Below are 17,161 nucleotides of genomic sequence, written 5' to 3'. Positions count from 1 at the left end.
TCACCACTTCCGCAGGCCGGCGAACTTGCGCCGGTCCCCGATGGCCTGTTTGAGCACCCTCTTTTCGAGCTCTTTTCGACTCAAGCGATCAACTCGCGTCAAGTTCAACTCGGTGGCGATGGCGAGCAGGTCCTCCCGAGTCAGGTTTTGTGCACGAAGGTAGGTTGCGCCCTGGTCTTCGGTCTCGGTTTTGCGCAGGTGCGAGGCGATCGCCACCACCTCGGCGCTCGGTTCCGCTGGTTTGGCCGGTAGCTGGTCTTTCCGTGCTCTCGTGGTGTTGCCGGTCGACTCGGGTGGTTCGGCTGTCGAGGTGTGACCGTGGTCTGCCAAAAGGTTGATGAGGCCGCTCCGAGTCAATTTGCTGTAGCCGGTGAGGTCGAGCAGCTTGGCTACTTTGCGCAGTCCGGGTATCTTCAGTTCAGCCTCGGTCAAGTAAATTCGCCTTTCTTGCGGTGAGGTCAACTCTGAAAGGCGTTGTGCTGCTTGAAAAGGGTCGCTGGAGGGAAGGATTCGGGCGTTGTCGCTCGGTTTTTCAACAGTACCCACCACGGCCAGTTGTGCTGTTCCGTTGGCGATCGACTGAAGGGTGGCCTCATCCTGTTCATCCAGAAATGCGTACAGCCGGGCCTGCAGTGCCACGAATCTCTTCAGGTCGTTCATCGCTGGCCGCCTGGAGACAACTCGAGTGCGTCCAGTACTTCGTCGGCCAGTTGCTCGAACTCCTGTACGACTTCATCTTTGTGAGTAGCACGCAGCATGACGGGTACGCCGCTTTCGCCGGAGTCCCCGAAGTGGCGAGGGCTGTTGCGGATCGTGGCCTCCAGCACGGGTACCTGGGAATTTTCACGGACCGCGTCGATGTAAGGCGCTTGGGCGAGGGTGACCTGTTGCGAGTAGATCTGCACCATGGTGAAAACCACTCCCAGAAACTCGGGATTGATAGTTTGGTGTTCTCCGCTGCGCTTGTGGTTGACGAAATCGTTGAACTGTTGTACCAAGCTCTCGCAGTTGCCTGCCAGGTAGTCCAAGCCGAGCGTGGACAGGTAGTCCGCCTTGGCGGGGACGAGAATTCGGTCACTGGCCACGATGGCTGTCTTGGTGACCAAGCCGAAGTTCGGGGCGCAGTCGATCAGCACCAGATCGTATTGCGCGAAGTGGCTCTCGCCGAGCGCCCGCCGGAGGCAGCCGTGCAGGTCCAGAAACCTCCGCTTCGATCCGTCGAGCGTGGTGGTCCCGCCCAGTTGGGCGGCGAGTTCGAGGTCGATGTCGATCAGGCCGAGGTGGGAGGAAAGCAGGTCGAGCCGCCCGCCGGTGTTCTCCAGTGCTTCGTTGACCCGCTCCGGTGTGACGACGAGATCGGCCAGTGGGCTGTCCCGGCCCGGCATTTCGCCGCCATACCAGGTTCTGATCGTCAGGTGGTCCGCGAGTCGATCATGCCAGTCGTCGATCGAGTAGAAGGAGAAGGTCAGGTTCGTCTGTGGATCGAGGTCGATGAGCAGCACGCGGAGACCGCGGCTTGCGGCGACCGCGCCGAGATTCGCGGTGAGGGTGGTCTTGCCCACCCCACCTTTGTAGTTCATGACCGCGACAACCCGCATGTGCGTCTCCCCGGTGGTCTCGTGTCCGGCGCCGGTGAACCTGATCGGTTCTGCTCGCTGATGAGGCACCGAAGACCTTCGCAGATTTCTCGTGCGGGAGGCAACCGGCGAGTCCGAAGGTCAACACGAACGTGCTCTGGGGATGGGCCATTCGTCGTACTCAAGACGTTGAATCGGGCACCGCCCGGAGTCGGAACAGATCAACTGTCAATTTTCCTCGGAAAAGAGGTCACGGGCGGTGCCTGATTTGCAACTATTCCGTCAGATTTGTCGTGGACTCGCCGGTGGTGGGGTCAAACGGGTACGAGACGTGCTGGTGGATCATTTGCCACCGGCCGCCGCGCCGCTGGAAGATTCGGGTGCCTCGCGAGTGGGATTCGGCGGGGGTGCCGTCGGGGAGGTCGGCGGTCATGTGGTTCAGGCCCCAGGTGACGGCCAGGTCATCCCTGGCGAGGACGGTGAGGGCGGGCACGGTCCAGGTGACCGAACCCGTGCTGCGGTCCAGGCCCGTTCGGCACACCTCCCGCACAGCCGCGGCGCCGACGTATTGCAGGGGCGCCTCGTGTTCGTAGGAAACGACGTCGTCGGCGATGTGGGCCATGATGCCGTCGATGTCCTTGCGGGCGGTGGCGTCGAACCAGGCGGTGTGAATGGCGCGGACCTGGTCCTCCCCGTCCGACGCAAAGGGGAACGAATGGTGTTCGTGGGCGATGTGCCATTGGCCCGCGACCTTGCGCAGCCCGAAGGTCAGGCGCAGGCGCTGGTCACCGATTTCCGGGGGCAGGCCACAACGCAGCAGGGCGAACGCGTAAGCCACGTCCGAACCGGCGGTGACCTCCAGCGATTCGATTTCGAACACCGCCCCGTTCGCCTGCCATTCGAAGAAGGCGGGCCAGGTGTCGCGGTAGGCGGTGAGGCCGTGGGCGTTGGCGGGTACGTCGAACATCACCACGTCGTCGGTGTGCGAGGCCAGCACACCGGGCAGGTCGCCCTGGTGCGCGGCGGTGGCCCACTGCTCGATGAGGGTGCGGATTTCTTCGCTCATGCACCTGTAACCCGGCGAGCGGGCCGAACTCATCGCGCGACGGTCAGCACCTTTCCGCGGGTGGCCGGGTCCGGGACCGCTTCGAGGATGGCGTGGGCCAGGTTCGCGCGGGAGATGCGGAAGCCGCGGCGCAGGCCCTGGTCGACGGCGGTGCGGTAGGCGCTGCGTGGACCTTCGGTGAGCCGGGGCGGGCGGATGATCGTCCAGTCCAGCGGACTGGCGCGCACCAGCTCCTCCATGCGGGTCAGGTCGGCGAACGGGTGACGCAGGATCCGCTGCACGATCGGCTTGACCAGCACCCGGGTCAGCGGGTCGTCGCCCTCCTTCGAAATGCCCGCGGCGCTGACGACGACCAGGCGCCGGGTGCCGGCGGCGGTCATGGCGCGGATGACGCTGGCGGCGCCGTCGGCGCAGATGGTGGTGGGGCCGCGGCCGTTCCGCGTGCCCAGCGCCGAAACCACGGCATCCGCGCCGGCCACCGCCGGTTCGATGGCGGCGGGGTCGAGGACGTCGGCTTCCACCACGGTCACGCCGGACACCTTCGACGGAGCCCTGACCACGGCGGTGACCTGGTGCCCGGCGGCGCGCGCCTGCGTCAGCACGTGCTTGCCGGTGGCCCCGCTGGCCCCGAAAACGGTGATCTTCATGGCGGTTCCGTCCCTCGGTAGGTTGGTGAGTGTTCACTAACCACTATAGTGGGTGAGCACTTACTTACGTCAAACCTGGAGGCACCCGTGAGCACGCGTGACCGGATCCTCGACGCGGCCGCGCAGGTGATGCGTTCCCACGGGCTCGCGAAGGCGACCACCAAGGAGATCGCGAAGGCGGCCGGGTTCTCCGAAGCCGCGCTGTACAAGCACTTCCGCGACAAGACCGACATGTTCCTCGCGGTGCTGGAGGAGCGGATGCCGAGCGGGCTGGCCAAACTGATGGGCAGCCTGCCGGAACGCGTCGGCGCCGACCCGGTGGAGCGCGTGCTGGTCGAGTTCGCCCACGCGGCGATCGCCTTCTACGGGCAGACCTTCCCGATCGCGGCGTCGCTGTTCTCCGACCCCCACCTGCTCACCGCGCACCGCGAGGTGGTGCACGACCGCGGCAAGGGTCCGCGGCACGTCGGCGACCTGCTCACCGCCTACCTCGAAGCCGAGCAGCGCGGCGGCCGGATCAGCGCCGAGGCCGATCCGCGCGCCGCCGCCGACCTGCTGCTCGGCGCCTGCCTGCAACACGGGTTCCTGAGCAACTTCGACCAGCGGCACGACGACGAGGCCACCCGGCGGCGGCTGGCCGAGACCTGGGTGCGCACCCTGCTCGACGGTATTGGCCTTCTCGAGCGCGCGTAGAGCCCCGTCGGTGACCCTGCCTGCATGCGAAAGATTGTTGCGAGCCTCTTCATCTCGCTGGACGGGGTGGTCGAGGCACCGGAAACCTGGCAGGGACCGTTCTTCGACGACCGGATGGGGGAGGTCACCGGCGCGCGGTTCACCGAGGCCGGTGCGCTCCTGCTCGGCCGCAAGACCTACGAGATCTTCGCCTCCCACTGGCCGAACGAGACCGAGGACGCGCTGGCGGGCGTGCTGAACAGCGTGCCGAAGCTGGTCCTGTCCACCACGCTGACCTCGGTCGACTGGACGCCGTCGACCCTGCTCAACGAGGACGCCGCGGCGAAGCTGGCCGAGGAGAAGACCCGCGACGGCGGTGACATCCTGGTCTCCGGCAGCGTCAGCGTGGTCCGCTGGCTGCTCGCCGAGGGCCTGCTCGACGAGCTGGAGCTGCTGGTCCACCCGACCGTGCTGGGCAAGGGCGAGCGCCTGTTCGACGACACCCAGGTCAACTTCGAGGTGGCCGAGTCCGAGCAGTTCCCCGGTGGTGCGGTCCGCATCGTCTACCGCCCGGTGGTTCGATGACCGGGTGAACCGGTGGTGGCCGAAGGGCCCGGCGGGCGACGTGGTGCTGGCCGGGCTCGTGCTGGTGGTCGTGCTGACCTACACGCTCGCGCGGAACGGGTCGGTGGAACCGCTCGGCGTGGTGCTGATCGTGCTCAGCTGCGCGGTGCTGGCGCTGCGGCGGCGCTACCCGGTGCCGGTCGCGGTGGCCACCGTGCTCGGCGTCGGGCTGTACTACCCGCTGATCGGCGCGGGCAGTCCCGTGCTGCTCACGCTGATGCTGGCGTTGTACACGCTTTCGGCCGAGGGGCACCTCCGTGCCGCGGCGGTGGTTGCCGGGATCACCGTGGTGGCGACGCTGGGCGGGGAACTGGCGAGCCCCCACCGGCACGTCGGCGACGTCGCGATGTTCATGCTGCTCGGCTGGATCGTCGCCATGCTCGCGCTCGGCCGGGTCAAGCGGCAGGTCGAGCTGGGCCGTGAGGAGGAGGCGCGGCGCCGGGCCACCGAGGAACGCCTGCGCATCGCCCGCGAACTGCACGACGCGCTCGGGCACCACCTCTCGCTGATCACCGTGCAGGCCGGGGCCGCGCTGCACGCCGGGAACGCCGAGCAGTCGACCGGGGCGCTGACCGCGATCAAGCAGGCGGGCCAGGAGGCGTTGCGTGAACTGCGTGCCACGCTGGACGTGCTCCGGACCCCCGTGGCCACCGCACCCGGGCTCGACCGCCTCGACGAGCTGTTCGCCCACGCCGAAGCGATGGGCTTGACCGTGACCGCCGAACTGGCCGAACCCCGGCCGGTGCCGCCGGAGACCGGGCTGGCCGCCTACCGCATCGTGCAGGAAGCGCTGACGAACGCGATCCGGCACTCCGGCGCGAGTACCGTCGTGGTGCGGGTCCGGTACGGCGAACACGAGGTGCGCGTGGAGATCGAGGACAACGGGTCCGGCGGGCCGATCACCCCCGGCCACGGCATCCGCGGCATGCGTGAACGGGCGCGGGCCGCCGGCGGGGAGCTGGCCCTGCCCGACCGCGGCACCGGGCTGGCCGTGCACGCCCGGCTGCCGATCGGCGGACGGCGGTGATCCGGGTCCTGCTGGCCGACGACCAGACCCTGGTCCGCGCCGGCTTCAAGTCCATTTTGGACGGCGAAGCCGGCATCACCGTGGTCGGCGAGGCGGCCGACGGTGAGGCGGTGCTGGGCCTGGCCGCCGAACTGCGCCCGGACGTGGTGCTGATGGACATCCGGATGCCGCGGCTGGACGGGCTGGCGGCCACCCGCCGCCTGCTCGCCCGCGACCGGGACGGGCCGAAGGTGATCATCCTGACCACCTTCGACCTCGACGAATACGTCTACGGCGCGTTGCGCGCGGGGGCCAGCGGATTCCTGGTCAAGGACACCGAGCCGACCGAACTGATCCACGGCGTGCGGGTGGTCGCGCGCGGGGACGCGCTGCTGGCGCCGTCGGTCACCCGCCGCCTGATCGCGGAGTTCGCTTGCCGGGTGACCCGGCCGGAACCGAGCCCGCGGCTGAACTCGCTGACCGAACGCGAGCGCGAGGTGATGACCCTGGTCGCGGCCGGGCTGTCGAACGACGAGATCGCCCGCCGGCTGGTGCTCAGCCCGGCCACCGCCAAGACCCACGTCAGCCGCATCATGACCAAAGTGGACGCCCGCGACCGCGCGCAGCTGGTGGTGCTCGCCTACGAGGCGGCCATGGTGACCCCCCGGTGGACGCAACCCGGGTAGTACGGGATCGCCCGTAGGGAACAACTCCCGGGGTACCGCGGATCGGCCCGTTGGCATGACGACGCGACCGGGGTCGCTGCCGTTACCTGGTCGCCGTGAAAACAACGGAACGGAGCCGGTTCGAACGGCTCGCGGAATGGTCGCAGCGGCACCGCGCGCCGGCCATCGTGCTGTGGATCGTGGTGCTCGCCGCGATCACCTTCGCCTCGCAGGCCGTCGGCAGCGCCTACGAGGACGACCACGCGCTGCCGGGCACGGAATCGCAGGAGTTGCAGGACCGCTTCGGCGGTGCGGTGGGCGAATCCGCGCAGATCGTGGTGCGCCACGACAACGGTGTCCCGGCCGGCCGGGTGGAGCGGATGCTCGCGCAATTGCCTTACCCGGCCAGCCCGCTGCAGTTCTCCGAGGACGGCCACATCGCCTACGCGACCGTGCCGTTGCCCGAGGGCATCGCGGTCGAGGACACCCGACGCCTCATCGACGCGGCGAAGGCGGCCGAAGGGGACGGATTGACCGTCGCGCTGGGTGGTGACGCGGTCCGGGCGGCGGTCGAAGGCGGTGGCGGACCAGCCGAAGGCGCGGGATTGCTGGCCTCACTGGTGATCCTGGTGTTCATGTTCGGCTCGTTCCTGGCCGCGAGCCTGCCGGTGCTCACCGCGGTTTTTGCGGTCGGCGGTTCGCTCGGCGTGATCGTGCTGGCGTCCCACGTGTTCACGCTGCCCGGTTACGTGCCGTACCTGATGGTGCTGGTCGGCCTCGGGGTCGGCATCGACTACGCGCTGCTGATCTTTTCCCGGTACCGCACGGAAATCCTCGACGGCACGGATCGGGACGAGGCCACCAGGAGGGCGCTGGACACCGCGGGCCGGTCGGTGTTGTTCGCCGGGCTGACGGTGATCATCGCGCTGGCCGGGTTGCTGGTGCTGGGCCTGGGTTCGCTGCGCGGGGTGGCGCTGGCGGTGGCGATGACCGTGCTGCTCACCATGGTCGCGGCGGTCACCCTGCTGCCCGCTCTGCTCACCGTGTTCGGCGGCCGGATCGAACGGGCGGTCAGCAAGCGCGGCAAGGCGCACGGCGACCGGTGGCGGCGGTGGGGTGCGCTGGTGCAGCGCCGCCCGTGGGCGCCGCTGCTGCTCGCGGTGGCCGCGCTCGGGGTGCTGTCGCTGCCCGCGCTGGGCATGCGGCTCGGGTTCGCCGACGCCGGCACCGAGTCGCCGGAGCAGACCACGCGCCAGGCGTACGACCTGCTCGCCGAGGGCTTCGGGCCGGGTTTCAACGGGCCGCTGGTGGTGGTGTCCGACGGCGGTGACCCGGCCGCGCTCGGGCAGGTGCTGGCGACCACGCCGGGGGTGGCGGGCACCACGACGCCGCCGTCGGCCGGGCCGGTGGCCACCACGCTGGTCTTCCCGGCGAGCGGTCCGCAGGACGAGGCGACGCACGAGCTGGTCACGCGGCTGCGTGGGGAGGTGCTGCCGTCGCTGGAGGCGCGGACCGGCGGGAACTACCTCCTCGGCGGGGCCACCGCGGCCGCGGACGACTTCGCCACCGCGGTCGCCGAGCGGCTGCCGCTGTTCATCGGCGTGGTGGTCGGGCTGTCGGCGTTGCTGCTGCTGGTGGTGTTCCGGTCGATCCTGGTGCCGCTGAAGGCGGCCGTGCTGAACCTGCTGGGCATCGGGGCTTCGCTCGGCGTGATGACCCTGGTGTTCGGCGAAGGCTGGTTCGGCGCGCAGCCGGGGCCGATCGAGGCGTTCGTGCCGGTGATGATCTTCGCCATCGTGTTCGGGCTGTCCATGGACTACGAGGTGTTCCTGGTCTCGCGCATGCACGAGGAGTGGCGGCGCACGGGTGACGCGGCCCGCGCGGTGCGGGAGGGGCTGGCGAACACCGGCGGGGTGATCACCGCGGCGGCCGGGATCATGATCGTGGTGTTCGGCGCCTTCGTGCTCAGCTCGGACCGCATGCTCCAGCAGTTCGGCCTCGGCCTGGCGGTGGCGGTGCTGCTGGACGCGGTGGTGATCCGCTGCCTGGTCGTGCCCGCGGTGATGCGGTTGCTCGGCACGCGGGCCTGGTGGCTGCCGTCCTGGCTGGACCGGCGACTGCCGCGGGTGGCGCTGGAACGCTCCGATCAGGCCCCGGTGAGCACGCCGACGTAGGCGTCGAGGGTGACCGCCAGCGGCACGTCGATCGACGGCGCGAAGCTGGCCTCGGCGAGCCCGCCCCACAACCACAGTTCGGCCAGTCCGTGCAGGGCGGCCCACAGCGAGGCGGCGGCGGGCCTCGGGTCGGCGGCCGAGGCCGAAGCGGCGCCGACCAGTTCGGCGAAGAAGTCGAAGACGGCGCTGCTGGCGCGGGCGAGTTCGGGATCGGCGGTGTCGAGCAGGTCGTGCCGGAACATCAGCTCGAACATCGCCGGGTTGTCCAGTGCGAAGCCGACGTACGCGCGGCACGCGGCGACCAGCCGGTCCCGTGGCGGTCCGGTGGGCAGGCCCTCGCGCCGGGTGTACAGCTCGCCGAACCCGGTGGCGGCCACGGCGGAGAGCAGCTCGGCGCGGCCGGTGAAGTGCCGCAGCGGGGCGCCGTGCGAAACGCCGGTGTGCTTGGCGATCCCGCGCAGCGTGACCGCCTCCACCCCCTCGGCGGCCAGCAGGGCGACCGCGCTCGCGATCAGGCGTTGCCGGGGAGCGGGGCGGCGATCCATGCCCGGATTTCCTCGGCGGAGACGGGCCGGAGTTCGGGGCGCTTGGGCCGGAAGCCGTCACCGGGGGAGCGGCCGATCAGCCGGTTGCGGACCCGGGTGACGGCGACCGGGCGCACCACGTGCCACACCCATTCCGCGTGCGCGCGGGTGGTCGGCCGGGCCGGGTCGCCGGGGAGGTCGGCCAGCCAGCTCGGCTCGAACGGCACCGCGAGCGCGTTGAGCAGGTGCGCCGCCAGCCGCCGGTGCCCGAGGTCGGACAGGTGCAGGCGGTCGCGGCCGAAGTACCGCAGGTCGTCGGCGGCGCGGTCCGGCCAGAGGTCGACGAGCAGCGTGCCGTGGTCCGCGGCGGCCTGGCGGATGGCTTCGTTGAGTGACTCGATCCGGGGTCGCAAGCGATTGCCGAACGGCATCCGGTGCGAAATGTCGCTCAGCGTGAACAACACGACCTTCGGCGCGAGTTCGGTGACCCGGCGGACCGCGGTGTCCACCCGGCGGCCGAGTTCGGCCGGGCCCGCGCCGGTGAGCACGTCGTTGGCACCGCCGAACAACGCCACCAGGTCGGGTTCGAGCGCGGGCAGCGCGGGTACCTGCTCGGCGGTGATCTGGTCCAGCCGGCGGCCGCGCACGCCGAGGTTGGCGTAGCGGAACCGGGGCTCGTCCATGGCCAGCCGGGCGGCGACGAGGTCGGCCCAGCCGCGGTAGGGCCCGCCCGCGGGATGCGGGTCGTCGAGCCCCTCCGTGCAGCTGTCACCGAGCGCGACAAAGCGTTCGTAGCCCATTCATCTCTCCGTCACCGTGCGTTCAACCGGGTCCCATTTTGTAGCAAATCGATGTAGACGCTGTCTACTTGGAAACCGCTGCCTTCGCACGAACGGTCGTGCTAATTTCCTGGCCATGACCGAACTGCTGATCAACGGGGTTTTCATCGGGCGGCCCAGGGTGCTGGGCCACCAGCGCGGCGAGCCCGTGCTCAGCGGCATCACCAAAACCCGGACCGCCGAGGCGCACCTCGAACTCGCCGAGGTCAACCTCGCCGGTGACGGGCAGGCCGACCTCGGCGTGCACGGCGGCCCGGACAAGGCCGTCTACGCCTATCCGGCCGAGCACTACCGCGGCTGGGACGCCGACGGCTTCGGCATGGAGGCGGGGTCGGTCGGCGAGAACCTGTCGCTGCTCGGCGCCGTCGAGGACACCATCCGCATCGGTGACCGGTTCACCTGGGGTGACGCGCTGGTGGAGGTGTCCCAGCCCCGCACGCCGTGCTTCAAGCTGGGTATGCGCGCCGGGCGCAAGGACATCATCGCGGCGATGATCGACTCCGGGCGCAGCGGCTGGTACCTGCGGGTGCGGCGGACCGGCACGGTGCCCACCTCCGGTGCGCTCACCCTGGTCGACCGCGACGAAGCGAATCCGACGATCAGCGAGCTGTACCTGATCCTCTACGCCAACCCGGCCAACCTCGACGCCGACCAGCGGGCGGGCTACCTCGACCTGGCGCACCGGGCGATCAAGACGCCGGCGCTCGCGGAGCAGTTCCGCCAGGGCCTGCTGCACAAGCTGAGCCGCGTGGGGGCGCGGGATGCCGGTTGACGGCCGAGTCCTGCGCGGGGACGCGACCCGGCGGGCCGTGCTCCGGCGCGCCGTCGACATCGCGTCCGTGGAGGGGCTCGACGGGCTGTCCATCGGCAGGCTCGCCGCCGAACTGGAGTTGAGCAAGAGCGGGGTGTTCGCCTGCTTCGGTTCCAAGGAAGAACTGCAACTCGCCACCATCGACGCGGCGGACGCGATCTTCACCGCGCACGTGGTCGACCGGGTGCCCGCTTCGCTGAGTGGTCTGGACCGGTTCAGCGAGTTGTGCGAGCGCTGGCTGGACTACTCGGCGGCGCGGATCTTCCCCGGCGGCTGCTTCTTCTTCCACGCCACCGCCGAATACGACGCCCGGGACGGGCGGGTGCACGACGCGCTGGTCGCCAGGAGCCGGAACTGGACCAGGCTGCTGGTCGACGCGCTCGACGGCCTGGACAGCCTCGACACCGACGCGGAACAGGTCGTCTTCGAGATCGAAGCCCTGGCGCGCAACGCGAACGCGGCTTCGGTGCTGCACGGGGACAAGGACGCATACCGGCGGGCGCGGATCGGAATCCGCGCCCGCCTGGCTCAACTGCGCTGAACTACTTCCAGTCGATCTGCGGGGACCGGTAGAAGTTGATGTCCTGGGCGCTCAGCCGCGGACCCTGCTTCGCCAGCCGGTCGCGGTAGTTCTCCCAGTTGTGCTTGGCCTGCGGCGACCAGCCGAGTTCGGCGATCGCGGTGAGCCGCGGGAACGCCATGAACTCGATGTCCTCGATGTTCCGCAGGGTCTCCGACCACAGCGGGGCTTCCACACCCAGCACGGAGGACTCCGGCACGTTCGGGACGATGGTGCCCGGGTTCCACTCGTAGGCGGTCTGCACCTCGATGTAACCGGCCCACTTCAGGCCCAGCTTGGTGTTCTCGTCGTACTTCATGTCCAGGTACGCCTTGTTGGCAGGCGAAACCAGGACCTTGCTGCCCCGCTTGACGGCCTCGGCCACCGCGGCGTCGCCGTCCGGCGTGCTCCACCAGTACTGCGGGGTGGTGGTGGCCGGCGAGTTGGCCTTGGCGATCTCGTGCCAGCCGAACGGCTTCTTGCCGTACTTGGCCGTCATCGGGATGACGCGCTCCATGAACTTCTTGAAGTCCTCGTCCGTGGTCGCGTGCGCCTCGTCCCCGCCGATGTGCAGGTACGGGCCGGGGGTCATGGCCGCCAGTTCGCGGATGACGTCCTCGACGAACTTGTAGGTCAGCTCGTCGTCGATGCACAGCGAGGAGTAGCCGACCTCGATGTCCGTGCGCGGCGGCGGGGCGATCCCGTCGCAGTTCAGCTCGGCGTAGGTGGACTGCGCGGCGTTGGTGTGCCCCGGCATGTCGATCTCGGGCACGATGGTGATCTGCCGCTCGGCCGCGTACTTGTTCAGCGCCGCGTAGTCGGCCTTGGTCAGGTAGCCCGCGCCGACGCCGTCCACGCCGGTGCCCGGGCCGCCGCCGACCGTGGTCAGCTTCGGCCAGCTGTCGATCTGGATGCGCCAGCCCTGGTCGTCGGTCAGGTGCAGGTGCAGGTAGTTGATCTTGTACTGAGCCACGTGGTCGATGTAGGTGCGGATCTCGTCCGGCGTGTGGAAGTGCCGGGCCAGGTCCAGGAACGCACCGCGGTAGCCGAAGCGCGGGTAGTCCACGATTCGCCCGCCGGCCACCGACCAGGCGGTGCGCTGCGGGGTGTCGGCCTCGATCCGCGGGCCGAACAGCTGGCGCAGCGACTGCACGCCGTTGAACAGCCCGGCCGCGGAGTTGGCCCGGATGGTCACCCCGGCGAGGCCGGAGTCGAGCTGGTAGCCCTGGTCACCGATGCGCTGGTCGGCACCGCCGATGAGCAGCGAGATGCCGGGGAACCAGGACGGACCGGAGCTGACCTTGAGCGGGTAACCGGTGGCCGGCCGCAGCAGTCCGGCCAGGTACTCGCCGACCTGCTTGGCCTCCTTCGAACCCGGCTGGGTCCGGATCTGGCTGAGCGGGGTCAGCCAGAACTTCGTGTGCCCGTTGGGCTTGACTTCGACCGGCGCGGGCAACACGTCGGCCAGCTGGGTTCCGCCCGAATTCGACTGGGCCGACACCTCCTCGGGAGCCGCGGCGGCGGCTCCCGGAGCGGCCACCGCCGACACGGCCAGCGCGGCCGCACCGAGCAAGGCGGACAAGGACAAACGCTTCCTCACGGAGCACCTCCGGCAGGGAGACTAAGAGTGCATAAAGGTATAGACCAATAAATCGAACAGCACAACGGCCGTTGGTGGGGTTGAGGAATTTTCACTTCGTCCGGCGAGCGGGGAAATGCGTAACCGGATGATCACTCGCTGCGCAGGACGGAACGCAGTGCGTCAAGCACCGCCGGGTCCTCGATCGTCGAGGGCACCGGCTCGTCGCGGCCGTCGGCGATGCCCCGCATGGTCTTGCGGAGGATCTTGCCGGACCGGGTCTTCGGCAGCGCGTCCACAACCGACACGTCGCGGAAGGCGGCCACCGGGCCGATGTCGCGGCGCACCGCGGCGACGAGTTCCTCGCGCAGCAACGCTTCGTCGATGTCCACACCGGACTTGAGCACGACGAAGCCCCTGGGCAGCTGACCCTTCAGCGAATCGCGCACGCCGATGACCGCGCATTCGGCCACCGCCGGGTGCGCGGCGAGCACGGCCTCCATCGAACCCGTCGACAGGCGGTGCCCGGCCACGTTGATGACGTCGTCGGTGCGGCCCATCACGAACAGATAGCCGTCTTCGTCGAGATATCCGGAATCGCCGGTGAGGTAATGGCCTTCGTAACGCGAGAGGTAAGCCTCGACATACCGGTCGTCGTCCCCCCAGAGCGTCGGCAGGGTGCCCGGCGGCAACGGGAGCCTGATCGCGATGGCGCCTTCGCGGCCGGCCGGCAGGTCGTTGCCCTCCTGGTCCAGGATGCGCACGTCGTACCCGGGCACCGGCACGGTCGACGAGCCCGGCTTCACCGGCAGGGGTTCGAGCCCGCGGGGGTTCGCCGAGATCGGCCAGCCGGTCTCGGTCTGCCACCAGTGGTCGATCACCGGGGTACCCAGTTTTTCTTTCGCCCAGTGGTAGGTCTCGGGGTCGAGGCGTTCCCCCGCGAGGAACAGCGTCCGGAAGCCCGCCAGGTCGTACTTCGCCAGTTCCGCCGCGTCCGGGTCGACCTTCTTGATCGCGCGCAACGCGGTCGGCGCGGTGAACAACGCCTTCACCCGGTGCTCGGCGATGACCCGCCAGAACGCGCCCGCGTCCGGGGTGCCGACGGGCTTTCCCTCGTACAACAGCGTGGTGGCGCCGATCAGCAGCGGCGCGTAGACGATGTAGGAGTGCCCGACCACCCAGCCCACGTCGGAGGCGGTCCACCAGACGTCGCCGGGGTGGATGTCGTAGATCGCGCCCATCGACCAGGCCAGCGCCACCGCGTGCCCGCCGGTGTCGCGCACGACGCCCTTCGGCTTGCCGGTGGTGCCCGAGGTGTAGAGCACGTACAGCGGGTCGGTCGCAGCGACCGGCACCGGATCGACCGGTGACGCGTCCTCGACCAGCTCGTCCCAGTCGACGTCGCGCTCGCCGAGCTCGGCGCGGGCGGCGTCGCGCTGCAACACCACGACGTGGTCGGGCTGGTGCTCGGTGCCGCGCAGCGCCTCCTCGATGATCGGCTTGTACTCGACCACCCGGGTGGGCTCGATGCCGCAGGACGCGGCCACGATGACCTTCGGCTTGGCGTCCTCGACCCTGGCCGCCAGCTCCTTGGGCGCGAAGCCGCCGAAGACCACCGAGTGCACCGCGCCGAGCCGCGCGCAGGCCAGCATCGTGACCACCGCCTCGGGCACCATCGGCAGGTAGACGATCACCCGGTCACCGCGTTCGACGCCCAGCCCACGCAGGGCGCCGGCGAAGCGGGCGACGGCCGCGTGCAGCTCGCGGTAGGTGTAGGTCCGCTGGGTCCCGGTGACGGGGGAGTCGTAGATGAGGGCGGCCTGGTCCCCGCGGTCGGCGAGGTGCCGGTCGAGCGCGTTGTGGGAGGTGTTCAGCTCGCCGTCCGGGAACCAGCGGTGGAGCGGGGCGGCGGAGTCGTCCAGCGCGCGGGTGGGCTTCCTGGTCCAGTCGATCGCCTCGGCCGCCTCCAGCCAGAAACCCTCGGGATCGGTCATGCTCCGCTGGTAGGTTTCGGCGTACTGGGCCATCGGGGACCTCCTCGTTCTCGATCCGGCGAGACCATCTTGTACCCGGGCCGGACGCGGGCGAAGGGAATGCGGTTGACCTGCGAGAACGCCCGGTCGGCCGGTAGGCTGACCCGCTCACCGCAGGCACCCGTGTCCGTGGCGTGATGAACCTGGCGGGTGACAGCGGCGTCCAACGACCGACCCGACATACTGGAGTCGGGTAGCACGGCAACAACAAGGAGCGGAGCGGGGAGTGGATTCATTCGCGAGCTCGTTGCTGTCGTTCGCATACGAGGTGTTCGGGCCTGGTTTCTGCCCGGGTGGCGCGGTGTGGGCGACCAGCATGGCGGGCGCGCTGATCGCGTTGTTCCCGGTGGCGGGCGCGGTGATCGTCGCGTTGATCCGGAAGTTCACCGGTAACCGGTACGACCCGACGATGATGGCCGTGTTCGGCCTGGTCGCCGGGTTCTTCACGCTGATCATGCCGTGGTTGCTGTTCATCGGGGTGTCGAGCAACTTCAGCGCGGTGCGGGCCGGCGAGTCGGCCGACCTGTCCGCCGGGCTGATGGAGGAGCTGGGCAACAACCGCTGCGAGTTCATCGGCAAGCAGAGCGACTACCTCGGCGGCGGCCAGAACGTCTACGAGGCGCTGTTCTACCCGTCCGGCGGGCTGGCCTACGGCTACTACCTGGGTGCGCTGATCGGGCTGCCCGCGCTGACCCTGCTGTTCATCATGCTGCTGGCGCGCACGGCGCTGCGCCGCGGGCCGAAGTGGCCGTCGCGGTTCTTCTGGATCCCGTTCGTGCTGATGTTCTTCTTCAGCATCGGGACCTCCGCGAACACCGCGGTGCACCTGTGGCTCGGCTTCCTGCCGGTGATCGTGCTGGGGATCATGCCGGTGGCGCTGGTCGGGCCGCCCGCCTGGTCGACGCTGCAGCGGTCGGAACGGCCGCCGGAGCGGCGTCCGGTGGAGCCGCCGCGGCAGCCGCCGCCACCGTACGTGCCGCCGCCGTCGCAGAAGCAGCAGCTGCCCCCGCCGGCGCCGCCGAAGGAGTACCCGAAGACCGCGCTGGCGCAGGCACCCGAGCCGCAGCCGTCACAGCCGTCACCGAGCCCCGGTTTGGCGAACACCCCGGGGCCGATGCCCGTTCCGCCCGGTTCGAGCAGCCAGGGCAGCGGGCGGTACCGGCGGGTGCGGCGGCTCGGGCACGGCGGGTTCGGCACCGTGTGGGAGGCCGTGGACAACCAGCTCGGCCGCACCATCGCGCTGAAGATCGCGCACGCACCGGACCGGGACACCGTGGAGCGGATGCAGCGCGAGGCGCGGGCGCTGGCCGTGGTGAACCACCCGAACTGCGTGAAGGTCTACGACCTGGTCGAGGAGCCGGACGGGCTCGCGCTGGTGATGGAGTACCTGGAGGGGCAGCCGCTGGGTGCCGCCGTGGACACCGGCGGCCCGCTGGACGACGTCGCCGCGGGACGGCTGTGGGCGACCATGGCCGGCGCGCTGTCGGCGGCGCACGAGAAGGGTGTGCTGCACCGGGACGTGAAACCGTCGAACGTCATCCTCGACCCGGCGGGCATCGCGCACCTGATCGACTTCGGCATCGCGCGCAGCAAGGGCGACTCGGCGCTGACCGCGACCGGCATGATGATCGGGACGCCGGACTTCACCGCCCCGGAGACGGCCGCGGGCGCCCCGGCTTCGCCCGCCTCGGACGCCTGGCAGCTGGCAGCGACGGTCAGTTACGCGTTGTCGGGCCAGCCGCCGCGGGGCACGCGGGAAACCCCGATGGCGGCGCTGATGGCCGCGGCGCGGGCGGAACCGGCGAACAAGCTGCCTTCGCGGAGCGTGCACTCGCGGTTGCTGATCGCCTCGCTGGACCCGGAACCCCGCCGCCGCCCGACGCTGGCTTCGGTGCGGAAGGAAGTCGAGGGGTGGCTGTCGCGGGCGGGGAAGTCGCCGGATGGGCCGGTTACGCGGGTGGTGCCGCGGGCTCGTTAGCAGGTTTCTCATACGCCCCGGTTTTTCATTGTGACTACGGCGAAGACCCCGATGTCAAGGCGGGAAAGATGCCTTGACATCGGGGTCTTCGCCGTGTTTTTGGCGGTGGACCGGGGCGGGGTGGGGGTCTGGGCGATGGCTCCGGTGGCTGGCCCCGGCCGGCGGTTGGGTTCGCCGGGGGGTTTCTTGTGCTTGGTCTGGGTGGGTGTGTGGGTTGGCTGCTTGAGGTGGGGTTTTGGTGAGTGGCTCGGCTGGTGGTCGGGTTCGCCGGGGGTTTCTTGTGCTTGGTCTCTGTGGGTGTGTGGGTTGGTTGCTTGAGGTGGGGTTTTGGTGAGTGGCCCGGCTGGTGGTCGGGTTCGCCGGGGGTTTCTTGTGCTTGGTCTCTGTGGGTGTGTGGGTTGGTTGCT

At 69.7% G+C, this 17,161-nt stretch carries 16 protein-coding genes; 8 read left to right on the top strand and 8 right to left on the bottom strand.

The window, feature by feature from the left end; genetic code table 11:
• The 4 genes from AC07EG_RS02825 to AC07EG_RS02810 form a co-directional block, all read right to left on the bottom strand.
• Positions 1-660 (bottom strand): hypothetical protein, encoded by a 660-nt coding sequence (locus AC07EG_RS02825; protein WP_478251269.1) that lies wholly within the window; start codon positions 658-660, stop codon positions 1-3.
• Positions 657-1,598: a ParA family protein gene (locus AC07EG_RS02820; RefSeq protein WP_478251268.1), complete on the bottom strand. Its 942-nt coding sequence runs from the start codon at positions 1,596-1,598 to the stop codon at positions 657-659. The genes AC07EG_RS02825 and AC07EG_RS02820 overlap by 4 nt, the downstream gene beginning before the upstream one ends.
• A 253-nt stretch (positions 1,599-1,851) precedes the next feature.
• Positions 1,852-2,643, bottom strand: coding sequence for a nuclear transport factor 2 family protein (locus AC07EG_RS02815; protein WP_478251267.1), 792 nt, complete (start codon positions 2,641-2,643; stop codon positions 1,852-1,854).
• Positions 2,644-2,672: 29 nt separating this feature from the next.
• Positions 2,673-3,290 (bottom strand): NAD(P)-dependent oxidoreductase, encoded by a 618-nt coding sequence (locus AC07EG_RS02810; RefSeq protein WP_478251266.1) that lies wholly within the window; start codon positions 3,288-3,290, stop codon positions 2,673-2,675.
• 87 nt (positions 3,291-3,377) lie between these two features.
• On the opposite strand from AC07EG_RS02810, the gene AC07EG_RS02805 reads away from it, so the two are divergent.
• The 5 genes from AC07EG_RS02805 to AC07EG_RS02785 all read left to right on the top strand — a co-directional run bounded on the left by AC07EG_RS02805 (position 3,378) and on the right by AC07EG_RS02785 (position 8,431).
• The gene (locus AC07EG_RS02805; protein ID WP_478251265.1) at positions 3,378-3,983 is read left to right on the top strand and encodes a TetR/AcrR family transcriptional regulator; all 606 of its coding nucleotides are present in this window, start codon (positions 3,378-3,380) and stop codon (positions 3,981-3,983) included.
• 24 nt (positions 3,984-4,007) lie between these two features.
• Positions 4,008-4,547 carry a dihydrofolate reductase family protein gene (locus AC07EG_RS02800; RefSeq protein ID WP_478251264.1) on the top strand — a complete coding sequence of 180 codons (540 nt, stop codon included), beginning with the start codon at positions 4,008-4,010 and terminating at the stop codon, positions 4,545-4,547.
• Positions 4,548-4,551: 4 nt separating this feature from the next.
• Positions 4,552-5,613: a sensor histidine kinase gene (locus AC07EG_RS02795; RefSeq protein WP_478251262.1), complete on the top strand. Its 1,062-nt coding sequence runs from the start codon at positions 4,552-4,554 to the stop codon at positions 5,611-5,613.
• Entirely contained in the window at positions 5,610-6,278 is a 669-nt protein-coding gene (locus AC07EG_RS02790) for a response regulator (protein WP_478251261.1), read from the top strand. The genes AC07EG_RS02795 and AC07EG_RS02790 overlap by 4 nt, the downstream gene beginning before the upstream one ends.
• A gap of 95 nt (positions 6,279-6,373) precedes the next feature.
• On the top strand, positions 6,374-8,431 hold the full coding sequence (locus AC07EG_RS02785) for an MMPL family transporter (protein WP_478251260.1): 2,058 nt from the start codon (positions 6,374-6,376) through the stop codon (positions 8,429-8,431).
• On the opposite strand, the gene AC07EG_RS02780 is transcribed toward AC07EG_RS02785, so the two are convergent.
• On the bottom strand, positions 8,404-8,976 hold the full coding sequence (locus tag AC07EG_RS02780; RefSeq protein ID WP_478251259.1) for a TetR/AcrR family transcriptional regulator: 573 nt from the start codon (positions 8,974-8,976) through the stop codon (positions 8,404-8,406). The genes AC07EG_RS02785 and AC07EG_RS02780 overlap by 28 nt on opposite strands.
• Positions 8,943-9,755, bottom strand: coding sequence for an SGNH/GDSL hydrolase family protein (locus AC07EG_RS02775; RefSeq protein ID WP_478251257.1), 813 nt, complete (start codon positions 9,753-9,755; stop codon positions 8,943-8,945). The genes AC07EG_RS02780 and AC07EG_RS02775 overlap by 34 nt, the downstream gene beginning before the upstream one ends.
• A 115-nt stretch (positions 9,756-9,870) precedes the next feature.
• Here AC07EG_RS02775 and AC07EG_RS02770 point away from each other — a divergent pair, with 115 nt between their 5' ends.
• Positions 9,871-10,566, top strand: a complete 696-nt coding sequence (locus AC07EG_RS02770; protein WP_478251256.1) for an MOSC domain-containing protein — start codon at positions 9,871-9,873, stop codon at positions 10,564-10,566.
• Complete coding sequence (locus tag AC07EG_RS02765; protein ID WP_478251255.1) at positions 10,556-11,146, top strand: TetR/AcrR family transcriptional regulator; 591 nt, start codon at positions 10,556-10,558, stop codon at positions 11,144-11,146. Before AC07EG_RS02770 ends, AC07EG_RS02765 begins: the two co-directional genes overlap by 11 nt.
• A gap of 1 nt (position 11,147) precedes the next feature.
• Here the strand turns inward: AC07EG_RS02765 and AC07EG_RS02760 are convergent, their stop codons facing one another.
• Positions 11,148-12,764, bottom strand: a complete 1,617-nt coding sequence (locus AC07EG_RS02760) for a beta-N-acetylhexosaminidase (RefSeq protein WP_478251254.1) — start codon at positions 12,762-12,764, stop codon at positions 11,148-11,150.
• A 131-nt stretch (positions 12,765-12,895) separates the two neighbouring features.
• A complete protein-coding gene (locus tag AC07EG_RS02755) occupies positions 12,896-14,770 on the bottom strand; it encodes a propionyl-CoA synthetase (protein ID WP_478251253.1) in 1,875 nt (624 codons plus the stop codon).
• 232 nt (positions 14,771-15,002) lie between these two features.
• Here AC07EG_RS02755 and AC07EG_RS02750 point away from each other — a divergent pair, with 232 nt between their 5' ends.
• A complete protein-coding gene (locus AC07EG_RS02750) occupies positions 15,003-16,754 on the top strand; it encodes a serine/threonine-protein kinase (protein ID WP_478251252.1) in 1,752 nt (583 codons plus the stop codon).
• Positions 16,755-17,161: the final 407 nt, after the last annotated feature.

The organism is Amycolatopsis sp. NPDC045836, assembly GCF_056431745.1.
The sequence above is the reverse complement of the archived record's forward strand: the minus strand, read 5'-3'. Positions and strand labels throughout refer to the sequence as shown.

Coding starts and splice junctions, on each gene's coding strand:
- AC07EG_RS02800 (WP_478251264.1), top strand. CDS start 4,008: ATGCGAAAGATTGTTGCGAGCCTCTTCATCTCGCTGGACGGGGTGGTC.
- AC07EG_RS02765 (WP_478251255.1), top strand. CDS start 10,556: ATGCCGGTTGACGGCCGAGTCCTGCGCGGGGACGCGACCCGGCGGGCC.
- AC07EG_RS02820 (WP_478251268.1), bottom strand. CDS start 1,598: ATGCGGGTTGTCGCGGTCATGAACTACAAAGGTGGGGTGGGCAAGACC.
- AC07EG_RS02770 (WP_478251256.1), top strand. CDS start 9,871: ATGACCGAACTGCTGATCAACGGGGTTTTCATCGGGCGGCCCAGGGTG.
- AC07EG_RS02775 (WP_478251257.1), bottom strand. CDS start 9,755: ATGGGCTACGAACGCTTTGTCGCGCTCGGTGACAGCTGCACGGAGGGG.
- AC07EG_RS02815 (WP_478251267.1), bottom strand. CDS start 2,643: ATGAGCGAAGAAATCCGCACCCTCATCGAGCAGTGGGCCACCGCCGCG.
- AC07EG_RS02825 (WP_478251269.1), bottom strand. CDS start 660: ATGAACGACCTGAAGAGATTCGTGGCACTGCAGGCCCGGCTGTACGCA.
- AC07EG_RS02755 (WP_478251253.1), bottom strand. CDS start 14,770: ATGGCCCAGTACGCCGAAACCTACCAGCGGAGCATGACCGATCCCGAG.
- AC07EG_RS02810 (WP_478251266.1), bottom strand. CDS start 3,290: ATGAAGATCACCGTTTTCGGGGCCAGCGGGGCCACCGGCAAGCACGTG.
- AC07EG_RS02780 (WP_478251259.1), bottom strand. CDS start 8,976: ATGGATCGCCGCCCCGCTCCCCGGCAACGCCTGATCGCGAGCGCGGTC.